This is a genomic window from Streptococcus sp. STC1396 (genome assembly GCF_058933875.1).
The window spans coordinates 64765-77889 of sequence record NZ_JBZYCU010000009.1; the positions used below are offsets into that span (position 1 = coordinate 64765).

The window sequence follows — 13125 nt, forward strand, 5'->3', positions numbered from 1 at the left end:
TTAGACTTGTTAAGAAAGGCAAGTTATTTTTACAATCAATCAAAATAAAGGAAGAAATTACTTTATTTTCATCAATTTTAAACAGCTCCTGCCCTTGTTTTGAAGGATTTTTAAATCTTTTCAACTTCCTTAGCCAGCTAAAGGAGCTTGTTGTAAAATTTCGAATCAGCTAAAATCGTTTTATTCCAATTCAAAAACGGCACCTCAATGAGGTACCGAAAAAGCTTATTTTAAAACTTTTTAGTATTTCTTCTTGTCTTTAACTGACAGAAGGAAAAGGCTTGATAATGCTAATATCAGAGAAGCTAGGAAGGCAGATTGGTTACTTTCCTCCCCTGTATTCGGGAGCTGACCTTCTTTATTTCCTGACATATTTCGTTGACCATTAGATGTAGTTGAAACAGCAGATTCAGAGGCCTTTTGTTTTTCACTTCCATCGTCCTGGCTAATTGCTAAATGATCCTGAGATGCCTTATAAACAACTGCATAGATGCTGAAGTGGTCCGACATAAATTCGACAATTTGACCTTTTTGCTGGAATGCCAGAGCATCCAATTGGTTAGCAGCTGTGACATAGAAGACATTTTCAACCTCCTTATTGGCTGCAAGCGGCAGACTAACAAGGACTTTTCCACTTGGCTGAATAGCGTTGCCAAACTTGTCTTCCAAGGTAATGTCGTAAGCATCATAGACCTTGCCCGCTAAACTTTGTGACGTAACTTTCTTAACTTTCAAGCTTGCGACCTGTTCAAGCGCGGATTTTGTACCGATAACTTGAACCTTGGTAGCTTCATCCGTCAAGATACGCAAGTCTTCCTCGGTCTTGCCTGGTTTAGCTGGAGTACCAGGCTTAACTGGCGCGTCAGGTTTGCTTGGCTGCGTTGGCTGTTCTTCCTTGGTTCCAACTTCCACAATCTTATCAACTGGATCTTTAGAAACGAAGCTGTCTCGAGTGGTGCGACCGGTTTCTTGACCATTTTCGATGGTCACTTCAACGAGCGTAGTCTTCTCACCGGCCTTGCCTTCTTGGACAACTTTTCGCGTGCCCTTAGGCAGTTGAGCACTTTCACGCTCAACGGTGTTGAACGGTAGAGCCTCAGTCACCACATCCAAGCGTGGTTGCTCGACAACAAGATTCTTAACGCCTTCTGCTGGGGTCACCTGCTCAACTGGCTTGCCAACTTCCACAATCTTGTCAACTGGATCTTTGGAAACAAAGCTGTCGCGAGTCACACGACCGGTCTCCTGACCATTCTCAAAAGTGACTTCAACGAGCGTAGTCTTCTCGCCGTCTTTGCCTTCTTGGACAACTTTTCGTGTGCCCTTAGGCAATTGAGCATTTTCACGTTCAACAGTGCTAAATGGTAGAACCTCTGTCACGATATCCAAGCGTGGTTGTTCCACAACCAGATTCTTGACGCCTTCTGCTGGGGTCACTTGCTCAACTGGCTTGCCGATTTCCACAATCTGATCGACTGGGGCTTTGGAAACGAAGCTGTCGCGAGTCACACGGCCGGTTTCTTGTCCGTTCTCGATTGTGACTACAACCAGCGTTGTCTTCTCGCCAGCCTTGCCTTCTTGGACAACTTTTCGAGTACCCTTAGTCAATCGTGCATTTTCACGTTCAACAGTGTTAAACGGTAGAGCCTCTGTCACGATATCCAAGCGTGGTTGCTCGACAACAAGATTCTTAACGCCTTCTGCTGGGGTCACCTGCTCAACTGGCTTGCCAACTTCCACAATCTGATCGACTGGATCTTTAGAAACGAAGCTATCTCGAGTCACACGTCCGGTTTCTTGGCCATTTTCGATGGCCACTTCCACAAGTGTCGTCTTCTCGCCAGCCTTGCCTTCTTGGACAACTTTTCGGGTGCCCTTAGGCAATTGAGCACTTTCACGCTCAACAGTATTAAACGATAGAGCTTCAGTGACGATATCCAAGCGTGGTTGCTCCACGACAAGATTCTTAACGCCTTCTGCTGGTGTCACCTGCTCAACTGGCTTACCAACTTCCACAATCTTGTCAACTGGAGCTTTAGAAACGAAGCTGTCGCGAGTCACACGCCCGGTTTCCTGACCATTCTTGATGGTCACTTCAACGAGCGTAGTCTTCTCACCGTCTTTGCCTTCTTGAACAACTTTTCGGGTGCCCTTAGGCAATTGTGCATTTTCACGTTCAACAGTGTTAAACGGTAGGGTCTCAGTCACCACATCCAAGCGTGGTTGTTCAACTACTGGAATCTTAACACCTTCGTCTGGAGTCGTCTTGTGAACTGGCGGTGTAGCATCCGCTGCTTTCTTCACTAGCTGGATCTGGTATTCCTTAGTCGTTTGACCGTCTTCCGTCACCACACGAACAAGACTTGGAAGCTCATCGCTATCAGACTGAACAACTGTCACCGTTGCATTGTTTGTAGCAGTAGCTTCAATCCTTGGTCTTGTGCCTTGATACTCCAGACGGTAATCTGTCTTATCTGCTGCAAAATCAGCCAAGGCTTGACCATTAACAGTGATGTTCGTTACTGTAGTTGACTGAAGCGCTTCTGTTGGTGTAACGGCAGTGAACTCTACAAGTGCAACCCCGTTAGTCGTATCCTTGCGCGTCATACGGGCACGGATAGCTTTTGTTTTAACAGCTTCAAAGTTCAAATGAATCATCTTACCAGCTACGATTTCACTGTCAGCTGTATAGTTCAATTGCTTCCAATTATTTGCATCGTTGAATGGATGATTAGCTTGCTCAGCATAGCGAGAAGCTGGATTTGGCTCAGTAAAGTCTGGACCGTCATAGTATTCTAAGACGAGACTTTGTGGTGCGTCTGTTCCGCTGTCTCTGAAGAACTGCATACCAACTTGTTGCACTGTCTCAGCTGCAATCTGACCTTGCTTTTTGAAAAGCACACCGACAGATACTTCTTTACTTGGAGCCTGTCTTGACCAGTTAGTCCAGCGATTGCTTTCGTTGGTCGAACCATCATTTACATAGTGAACCCTATCTTGTGAAGCTTGATCTGTGTCATTAGTCGTTGAAGCAAAGGCAAGTGAATCTTGGTCGTTATGATTTTGGTTCAAAGCAGCATTGCGCCCAGTTTGCTCGCTTACTCGTACTTTAAGCTGTGCCTGTAGATCTGTTCCAGGAATCGTTCCAGTCAGAGTGAAGCTACCTTTAGTTTGAAGCAGACTTTCATCAACTGGATTCCAAGTAACTGCTAGGTCTTTCTTGACCCACTCACTACCACTTGGATAATAAACTGGTACAGTTGTTGGAAACTGGAGTCTCTCTCCTACATTTACGACTGTTGATAATGTTTCAGCAGCCACAGGCTTACCTATTTGCTTGCTCTCTTTAACGAAGCGAATGCGGTATTCATCCACGATTTGACCATTTTCAGCCTTGATGAGTACACGGACAGGATCCTTTTCAGAAGCTGATGGAATCACTGTCGCTAGCCCATTGTCGCTTACTTCTGCAGTCACTTGATTGCCTGTTTCTTTCTTAACAATCTCGTACTCTTTGATAGCACTGTTAAATCCTGGGACAGGCTGACCGTCTACCATAAGCTTAGCTGTCGCACTTGTCGCTTCTTCGACGCTGTTACCCATGACCGTCAACTCAGTCAAACCGACACCTGAGGTGTTCGCTTTCTTCTTCATACGAATACGGATAGCTGGTGTTTCTACTTTATCAAAGCGGAAGACATTTTCAGAATTAGCACTCAAGGTCTGAGGTGCACGAAGTCCAGTCACCTGCCTCCAATTACTTGCTTGATTGAATGGATGCTGAGCCTCTTTGCGAACATGGTTCGTATCTTTTGGCAATTCTGGCAGGTCTTTGCCGACGTAGTACTCAATGACATATTCTTCTGGCAGACCAATCGCACCATCCGTGTAGAAGTCTGCTTTTAGATTGTCAACAAAGCGTTTGGTCAAGTCACCAGCATCACCAAATAGGATACCTGCATAATCTTCTTCATTTCCAGTACGCCAGTTGGTCCAACGATTCTTAGCACCACCTGAATTTCTTGAAATGTGGGTATCATTTAAAGCACTAGCGCTATCATCCCCACCAGTATCCGATACAAAGGCTGCTGGAAGTTCTGATCCAGTCCATTGTTTAGAGATATTCTTGTTTTGAACTGTTTGTTCAGATACTCGGATGTGAGCCTTGGTTCTCAGATTGAGTCCCACGGCCGTTCCTGTAACTTCTACTTTTCCAGCTTGAGCTGTTGCATCAGATGGAACAGCATCCCAGGCTACTTCTTTATACTGGACACTGCCATCGGAGTGATAGGCACGGACTGTCGCTGGAAGCTTAATCTTCTCGCCTTTTGGCACGGCCAATGATACTTCTTCAGCTGTCAAGAAGCCTTCGACAGTCACATGAGCTTGTGCTTCAATGTCAGTACCTGCTACTCGCCCCTTGACGGTAAAGCTATGATAATGATCAACCTTTTCTTGGGAAATCGGCTCCCAAGTCACGGCTACCTTGTGTGGCAGACCTTGATTATAAATCGCCAGAACTTCTTGAGGGAGACTTGGCAACTTATGCAAGTCTGTCGATAGCTTAATCGGCCGCAGCTCTGTGATGGTTTTTTCTTGTGTATTTTCAGCGATGCTCAAGGTTAGCTCTTGCGAAGTCAGGGTCTTATCTGCCTTGGCAAGACGAGCTGTGATACGAGCTGTTCCTTTACGGTAGAGCAAGAGTTTGCCATTTTCAGCTTTGACTTCTGCACCATCTTCTGACTTAATCGTGAGCTCTACATCATTTTCTGACAGGAGCGCCCGTGTACCATCTTCGTAAATTCCTTTGACTTTATAAGGTACAGATTGATCCTCAACTAGATTTTCTGTCTTTTCTACTTTTAGCTCAATGCCTGTCAAGGCTGGGCTAGCTTCGACAAATTGCAGGCGATACACTCGAGTCAGACGACCAGACTCGTCTGTCACAAAGACAGAAGTCAGTTTGTCATTGTCAGCACTAGCCTGCTGGATAGTTGCTGTAGCACCTCCAGTGGTTGTCGCTGAGACTGTCGGTACAGTTGCGCCATAAGCGAGCGGGATACGATAGTAGGTCTTGTCTGCGCTAAAGTCAGCCAGAGCCTTTCCATCAACCTGAATGCCTGTCACAGCCCCTTCGGTTAAGTTCTGATTAGACGCTCGGAATCTAGCTGACACCGAAATATCTGAGTCTGCAACTTTACCTGTAGCCTTTGTCTCACCATTTTCAGCTTTCAAAGCATCTGGATTTTCCAAAGTCCAAGAGCTGACTTCAGCATCTGAAGTCGTACCATCAGAGAAGACTGCTGTAACTACCTTATCCAGATCTTCTGTTGCTGTATCGACTGGCACTGTCTGGGCTTTTGGCAACCAAGCTACCAGATCCAAAACTTTCAGCATCAAGCGAGCAGTTAAGCTCGTGCCTGCAACACTTCCTAGAACTTCTTTGACACCACGCGTTTTAGTCAGATCAGCTGGTATCTTCCAAGTCACAGCCTTGTCTTCTGTGCTACCGTCATTGTAAACAGCTTTGACCATCTGTGGAAGTTGTGCTTCTTCGCCTACGATAGTCGTTGCTTTTGCTGGAAGCAAGTCAACTAATTCTTTGGCAGACTGTGTTCTTTTCACCGTATAAACCGTTGCAGAATCGGAGCCTAAACCTTCTGAATCAGCAAATAGAGTAAACTTACCTGCTGTTTCTGTTGACTTAACGATGACCACGCCCTTGCCATTAAAGGCCTTGCGCTTCCATGTGCCATCTGCTTGAGCCTTGTAGCGCTCACGGCTGGCCTGTTCACCATTATCCACACCGACAATTTCGCCTTGTCCATGCAAATTGAAGTGTACAAGATTATTAGCTGTCGGCACGAGATTACCATTGGCATCTACGATTTCATAATGGATGTAGGTCAAATCTTTTCCATCTGCTCCGATGACATGCTCTTCTTTAACCAGACGGACATTGCTAGGTTGGTCAGCAGTTGTCACAGTATCACGCGCAATCTCTTTGCCAGACTCATCTCTGGCAACCGCCACTAGAGTACCTGGCTTATAAGCAACCTTCCACTCCAGATAGAGTTGGCCATTTTCACCTTCTTGATAGCTTCTGCCATCTGCTGTCTGCTTCTTGGTGAAGGTCTTCTTACCCAGTGATTCATTGTTGAAATAGAGTTCAACGCTGGCTGCATTTGAGAAGACGCGGACAGGCACCTTGCCATCAACCAATATCTTTCTGTCTTGTAGGCTTTGCTCATCCCAATTCCAGTGTGGCAACATATGAACCATCGGCTTGTCTTTGACTGAGCGCCATTGGCTTTGGTAGAGATAGAAGTCATTCTTCGGCAGACCTGCTGTATCAATGATGCCAAAGAAGGAACTCTTAACTGGTGTTCGGTCCATATTGTGCCAAGGAGTCGGCTCACCGATATAGTCAATCCCTGTCCAGATAAACTGACCAGCATAGCCGGCATGGTCACGGTCAAAGGTCCATGACTGAGTCGCTGTCCGTCCCCAAGCTACCTTATCATTTCCGTAGTCGGACTGCTCATAACGACGGCCAGCACTGTGATCATGGTTCAAAATCCGTGATGGATCGTAGTAAGAGCCGCGAGTCCGAGTTGCAGAAGATGTTTCTGAGCCATAAATCTTCCAGTCTGGATGAGCCCGACGCACTGCTTCATAGTTGTGCTCACCATAGTTCATCCCTACGACATCCATGATTTTAGCGATTTCGATAAAGCCGCCAGAAGAACGTTGGCTAAATTTATTTTCACCCATGGTGACATAGCGTTCTGTGTCAATGGCCTTGATAACTGCCTTCAAGCGCTTAGCAGTAGCAATAGAACGTGCATCTCCATTGGCTTCTTCGACTTCATTTCCAAGAGACCACATGATGATAGATGGATTGTTCTTGTCTTTTTCGACCATCATTCTCAAGTCAAAGTCAGACCATTTCTCACCTGGTTTAGCATCTGGATGGGTTGCTTCTTGGTCAAAGAAACGTCCATAGTCATAGGTCTTCTTGCTGTGATACCAAGTATCAAAGGCTTCTTCCTGCACTAAGAATCCAAGCTCAGCTGCAGCATTCAGTAACTGTTCACTGGCTGGATTGTGAGAAGTCCGAATAGCGTTGACTCCCATCTCCTTGAGCAATTTCAGTTTGCGATAGATAGCCTTAGCATTCTCCTCAGAGCCTAGTGCTCCATTGTCCTGGTGAATACATACACCGTGGAACTTCATGCGCTCACCGTTTAGTGAGAAGCCGTCTGCTGCAGTCCAGTCAAAGTAGCGATAGCCAAAGGTATCTTCGGTCACATCAACCAGTTGATTGTCTTTATAGACCTTGGTCTTCATGACATAGAGCTGTGGTTTGTCGGATTTGGTCGTCCACAGGGTTGGTCGGTTGACCTGAAGCGTTTGATCAAATTGAACTTCCTGATTAGCTAACAGTTCTTTCACAGCGGAACGGACAGCTGCTGAGACAGCCTGACCTTCTTTGGTAAAGACCTGGTGCTCAACATAAACTTGATGTGCCTTGCTATCGGTATTGACAACCTTGCTGGCAACAACTGTATCAACTGCACCTTGTTGCTGTTCTTTTAGCTTCGGTGTGGTGATCTTATTGCCATGCTTGCTGACATGCAGCTTATCTGTCATGACTAGGTTCACATCTCGGTAAATACCACTACCTGAGTACCAACGGCTGCTTGGTTGCTTGTTGGTGACCTGAACAGCAATCGTATTTTCACGACCGTCTTTGTAGAGATAGTCCGTGATATCATAAGAGAAGTGATTATAACCGTTTGGATAGTGGCCGACATGCTTGCCATTGACATAGACATGCGAATCCATGTAAACACCATCAAAGGTCAGACGGACATTCTTGTCTTTATTTTCTTCTTCAAGTGTGAAGGTCTTGCGATACCAAGCCACTCCTCCGTTCAGCTGACCGCCTTCATTGCGGGCTGGAGATGAATGATCGAAATCAAAGAAGATACTCCAGTCATGTGGCAGATTAAGCTTGGTCCAATCCTTCATATTGATATTTTCCTTGGATTGGTCGCCAGTCGGATTCAGCTTAAAGTACCAGTCTTTATTAAAGTTTTGCTTGCGTGCCTGAAGCAAATCTTTCTCTTCTTTAGTGACTGGAGGCGTTACAATCGGCTGATCTGGTTTTTGATCAGGTATTGCAGGCTGATCTGGCATAGACGGTTGAGATGGAGTTGAAGGCTGATCTGGCGTAGATGGTTGAGACGGACTTGGTTCCTCTGGGAGGTTTGGACGATTTTCTGGAACAAAGTTATCTGGATTATCCAAAATTTCTTTCAATTGATTCACTGCATTGAAGATTGCTTGGACATCTGGCGCTTCCTTCGCCAATTCATTTTCCAAAACAGTCTTATGTTCTACAAAGGCAGTACGGCTATTCGGTGTATCTTTCAATAATTCTGGGGTAATTTGATTGACCGTTTCTTTCAACTGCTTCATCTCTTCTACAAAGTCCTGTTTGGAAATGAGATGAGAACCAGTTCCTTTTGTCACAACCCTATCTAATTGGATTCCGATATTTCTAGTCAAGTCATTACGCTCAGGATCCAACTCCATGGTCAGAACGTGAACATCGTCCTTCAAACCTTTAAGGGAAACCAGCGTTTGATTGCCTTTTCGTTGAGCCGCTTTACCACTAAAGTATTTCTTACCGTTGTACTCTGTGGCGTTTCCTTGCCCCTCTTGATAGTCTAAGACTTTGCCGTCTAGGCTGACCTTATAAATACCGTGATTTGGATCAACAAAACCAGTTAGATCAATTCCTGTACCACTGAAAATAGCTGTGACAGAAAGTTTCTTCTTGGCATCAGCAGACAAGCCGTTATAAGAAGCCCAGCTTTCTGTATTGCTGAAATTCCCCTGAGCATTGGTCTGTTTATGCCAATTTGGACTGTAGATAAGCTGACTGGCTTGGTCATCGTATTCTTTTTGGTTATGCGAAAGACTGTCCGCTTTCATGACACGAACTGTTGCAGCTGAGTTAAAGCCAAGTAAGCTGCCTTCTGTTGGGTCAGACAACTTAACTTTAAAGTCAAAGACTTGGTCTTCTTGCTCTTTAAAGTCAATGGTTTGAAGCGTTACTGTCTTTTCGGTTTCCCCATCAGCAAAGTGCAAAATCTCTGTTTTATCTTGGTAAACCTTGCCATGAACACCTGTTCCAGGTTCGGTCACCACACGGACATCTGCCGGACCTTTGGCACCACCGACACGTTTGACAGTGACAGTGACAGTTTTCCCTTTTTCCGCTTCATAAGTTGGCTGGCTCAGCTCAAACATGCCCTTAGCTTGGTTATTTAAAGTGTAAATCCCCTCTGTCGCAATAGCACGATTGCTAGCATTGACTAACTTAATCGTATGAGTACCTTCTGCTAGGTCGCCTGTTTCATATACGGTTTGACTGCGTTTTCGCACAGTGCTCTGCGTATCAATCGTTGCGACTTTCTGACCATCTACATAGACATCCATGGGGCCGTGTTGAGGGTCAACAGTAGACACAACATAAGCCTTGGTTCCTGTGAATTGATATTCAACGCTGGCGTCCTTTTGGTTGGTCCACATGGAGCTTCCCCGAACACCTTCATTTTCTTGATACCAAGTAGTATTGTTTTTATTTCCTTCAGTGTTAGAGTGATAGTCTAAGCCCAAAGGATAGCCATCTGTCTTTTCGATTGATTGAGGCGTTTTGTAAAGAGCAAAGTTAGTCAAAATCGGAGTCGCCTGAGCACCCGTAATAGTAACACGGATTCTTCTTGCAGTGACTGGCTGACCTTGAATCAGACGGCGGTAGCCAACTGTACTGCCTTCGCCATAGCGAACCCAACGACCATTGACTTCTACGTCAATGTTGAAACCGGAAATCCGCTGACCTTTAGCAATATCTTCTTTCAACTCGACCACATCAAAACGCTTGTTCTCTCCCAAGTCAACTGTGAAAGAACCAGTCAAGGCATCATTTGACAAGGCCCAAGATGTCTTGTCATCACCATCGACCAGATGATTGACATTGTATTTGGCATTCTTCCGAGTAGAATCCGCTACCACACTGGCACCTGCTGCTAGATTAGTAGCATACATGTCTTTGAGCGTCTGATGGAATTCTTTTAATCTGGCAACGTCTACATCTGCAAATCGTCCTTCTTTATTAGGCGGAATATTGAGCAAAAGCGGTGTTCCGCGACCGACAGACTTGAAGTAGATATCCATCAATTCACGCAGTGATTTTGGCTGTTGATTTTCATGGTAGAACCAGCCTGAGCGAATAGATACATCCGCTTCTCCGACAGAATACATATCTCCAGCAGGGTCGCCGTGATTCAGATAGTCTGTTGATGGATTAGCTAGAATTTTGTCACGCTTCACCTTATGCCAGACTGGGTCACCTGCTGTACCTTTTTCGTTCCCAATCCAGCGAACACTAGTCGGTTGGGCAGAGAAAATTGTGATGTCTCCCTCTGCCTTTTTAATATATTCGAACCATTTATCAAAAGTATAAGTGACTTTCTGAGCTCCTTCTCCCCGAGCACCGTCCATCCAGACTTCGACAAATTTTCCTTTATTACCGTACTTAGGATTATCTAAAATTTCCTTGAGTTGATTAAGGTAATATTCATTGTATTGATCCTGAGTGGCAACCTTATAAGACGGATGATTAGCATCCCATGGAGAAAGATAGACCCCTAGATTCATGTCATACTTGGTCGCAGACTTAGAAACTTCCTCTAGGACATCTCCTTTACCATTCTTCCAGGGACTAGCTGCAACAGTGTGATTGGTATGCGCAGACGGATAAAGAACAAAACCATCATGGTGCTTGGTAACCATAATCGTCCGTTTGAATCCTGTTTCTTTTAACACTCGAATCCATTGGTCTGTATCTAAGTTGGTTGGATTAAAATTAGAAGGATTTTCACGACCATTTCCCCACTCAGAGTTGGTATAGGTGTTCATACCAAAGTGGATAAAGGCTGCTAATTCTTCTTTGTGGTAGTCCAATTGAGCCTTGCTTGGCAGTGGTCCATGGTCAGCAATTTCTGTTTCAGTGTTTTCAGTCGCATTAGCTCCCTGAGCTGGCAAAGTTGGCTGGCTGACTGCATTGTTAGAGGAAGCAGTTGCTCTTTCTTCTTTAGTACTAGCTGTTACAGGGGTAGATGCTTGTTCAACTGGGCTACTGGTTGCTTCATTTCTTGTTTCTACTATTGGTTCTGTTGCTGTTGATGCTGTTGAAACGGACGGACTTGTTTCAGGGCTAACTGTACTTTCTCCAGCCGAACCCGACTCTGCTATTGCAGATATTACAGGTTGATGGCTGGTTACAGGCTGAGCCTCATCCGCTGCGACGATTTGGCTACCGAAAAATACAGCTCCAATCATAACAGAGCAAGCACCGATAGCGTATTTTCGAATACTGTACTTACATTTCTTTTCCATAAAGGAACCTTCCTATTTGAACGCCTTATATTAGTAAGCGTTTGCAACTTTGTTCAAAAAATATATTTTACCTTGAATTATTCAAAACAAAGGGAACTATCTATCAGTTTACACCAATCAAAATATATAGTAATTGAAAACATTTTTTATAAATTTAACAACCATACTCTATATTTATGCAAACAAATCTATAGTCCCTAAATTAGATTTATGATTATAAAATAGGCGGAACACAACTCACACTAAATCGTTTGTGATGTCATCTTCCGCCTTCAAATAACTAGTACGAAAGTAAATTTCTATGCACTAGCTCTTTTGTCGGGAACATTTAGTTTTTACCATTTTCCTTTTTCTTCATCAGGAACAATCCTGTCAATGCCAGCAAGAGACCCATAAGAGAAGCAGAATCTGTTGCTGTTCCTGTATTTGGCAGAGTGGCCCTTGCTTCATTTGTTTGGCCTAGTTTAGCTGGAGTGACTGGCTTAACTGGCGCATCAGGTTTGCTTGGGTGCGTTAGCTGTTCTTCCTTGGTTCCCACTTCCACAATTTTGTCAACTGGGTCTTTGGAAACGAAGCTGTCACGAGTGGTGCGGCCGATTTCTTGACCATTTTCGATGGTCACTTCAACGAGCGTAGTCTTCTCGCCGTCCTTGCCTTCTTGGACAACTTTTCGCGCGCCCGTAGGCAATTGAGCATTTTCACGTTCAACAGTGTTGAACGGTAGAGCTTCAGTTACCACATCCAAGCGTGGTTGCTCGACAACCAGATTCTTAACACCTTCTGCTGGTGTCACCTGCTCAACTGGTTTGCCAACTTCCACAATCTTATCGACTGGGGCTTTGGAAACGAAGCTGTCACGAGTCACACGGCCGGTTTCTTGACCATTTTCGATGGTCACTTCAACGAGCGTAGTCTTCTCGCCAGCCTTGCCTTCTTGGACAACTTTTCGTATGCCCTTAGACAATTGAGCATTTTCACGTTCAACAGTGGTAAACGGTAGGGTCTCAGTCACCACATCCAAGCGTGGTTGTTCGACAACAAGATTCTTAATGCCTTCTGCTGGGGTCACCTGCTCAACTGGCTTGCCAACTTCCACAATCTTGTCAACTGGGGCTTTAGAAATGAAGCTGTCACGAGTGGTGCGGCTGGTCTCTTGACCATTTTCGATGGTCACTTCAACCAGAATCGTCTTCTCACCGTCCTTGCCTTCTTGGACAACTTTTCGCGTGCCCTTAGGCAATTGAGCACTTTCACGTTCAACAGTATTAAACGGTAGAGCTTCTGTCACGATATCCAAGCGTGGTTGCTCGACAACAAGATTCTTAACGCCTTCTGCTGGGGTCACCTGCTCAACTGGCTTGCCAACTTCCACAATCTGATCGACTGGGGCTTTAGAAACGAAGCTGTCGCGAGTCACACGGCCGGTTTCTTGACCATTTTCGATTGTTACTTCAACCAGCGTTGTCTTCTCACCAGCCTTGCCTTCTTGGACAACTTTTCGCGCGCCCGTAGGCAATTGTGCATTTTCACGTTCAACAGTGGTAAACGGTAGAGTTTCTGTCACAATATCCAAGCGTGGTTGCTCGACAACAAGATTCTTAACGCCTTCTGCTGGTGTCACCTGCTCAACTGGCTTGCCAACTTCCACAATCT

The 13125-nt window shown here is 45.2% G+C and carries 2 protein-coding genes; both read right to left on the minus strand.

What is annotated here, in order from left to right; genetic code table 11:
- Positions 1–240 precede the first annotated feature (240 nt).
- Complete coding sequence (locus tag AC5FEC_RS04605; protein WP_493661440.1) at positions 241–11472, minus strand: G5 domain-containing protein; 11232 nt, start codon at positions 11470–11472, stop codon at positions 241–243.
- Between the two features lie 328 nt (positions 11473–11800).
- Positions 11801–13125 (minus strand): G5 domain-containing protein (locus AC5FEC_RS04610; protein ID WP_493661441.1); only part of this gene is annotated, 1325 nt, incomplete at its 5' end.

Excerpts from the sequence above, each read along its gene's own strand:
- AC5FEC_RS04605 (WP_493661440.1), bottom strand. The coding sequence starts at position 11,472 with ATGGAAAAGAAATGTAAGTACAGTATTCGAAAATACGCTATCGGTGCT.